Raw genomic sequence first — 1,116 nt, 5'->3', positions numbered from 1 at the left:
CTGGCTGCGGACCGGCGCACGGTCACCGGGACCGTCACCCGCACCGCAGACAGCGCCGGGAAGCTCACCGCCCGCGAGCAGACCACCTTCACCTACGACGAGTACGGGCAGATTGCCTCCGGGACGGTCTCCTGGGCTGAGGGCGCGGGTGACCGGACCGTGGAGGACGGACGCCTGACCGAGACCACCACCGTGGCGCCCGGCACGGACGCGGAAACGGTGACCTCGCGCGTGACGGACCTGGCCACCGGCGCCGTCCTGGAGGAGATGGGGCCGGGCGGGCGGGTCCTGTCACGTACGGAGTACGACCGCCAGGGCCGGCCGTCTGCGCACACGGTGCTGCCGGACTCCGACAAGCCGCAGACCACCCGCATCGCCTACCCCTCCCCGGCCGTCACGGTCACCGCCACCCCCGACGGGCGGCGGGTCACCGAAACCCTCGACGCGCTGGGCCGCCCCCTGCGGACCGCGGACAACTACCGCGACGGCGCCTACGCCAAGGAACCCGACGCCGACGGCGCCCGGGTGCTGGCCGCAGCCGACTACTCCCAGTGGGCCCACTACCAGGTCACCACCACCGACCAGGCCGGACGCAAAACCGTTGCCTCCACCGACCCGTGGGGCCACACCAGCAGCACCACCCGCCCCGACGGCACCACCGTCAAAACCGCCACCGACATCGTCGCCGAAGCCGTCGCGCAGGGCGTCCTGGGCGCAGACCAGAAGGATGCCCCGCTGGCGGATGCGCGTGCGGTGTCCGTGCAGGACGCCGACAGTGCGGCCCGGACCACCTCGGCGAAGGTCGTCTTCGCCGACGGCACCCCCGCCGCCGGCTCCACCGCCCAGACCGACGCACTCGGCCGCACCCTGACCTCAACCAGCGGCGAAGTCACGGCGGTGCCCTCCTACGGTGCCGGCGGCATCACGCACAGCACGGTCCTCAACCCGGCCGCACCGGACAGCTACCCGGGGCAGGAGTTCACCGCAGCCCTCACCCGCGACCTCGCCGGGCGCCAGACGGCCAAGACCCTCACCCAGGGCGATCCCGGCCAGGGCGACACCCGCACCGGCACGGCCAACACCTACGATCCGGCAGGCCGCCTGGCCTCCCAGACC

Annotated in this window: 1 protein-coding gene; it reads left to right on the top strand. The window is 73.7% G+C overall.

Features of this window, described 5'->3' with window-relative positions; genetic code table 11:
* A partial coding sequence (locus tag IF89_RS0135600) for a hypothetical protein (protein WP_030777394.1) occupies window positions 1–1,116 on the top strand: 1,116 nt, incomplete at both ends.

This window comes from Streptomyces sp. NRRL F-2664 (assembly GCF_000719345.1).
Taxonomy (GTDB): domain Bacteria; phylum Actinomycetota; class Actinomycetes; order Streptomycetales; family Streptomycetaceae; genus Streptomyces.
The sequence above is the reverse complement of the archived record's forward strand: the minus strand, read 5'-3'. Positions and strand labels throughout refer to the sequence as shown.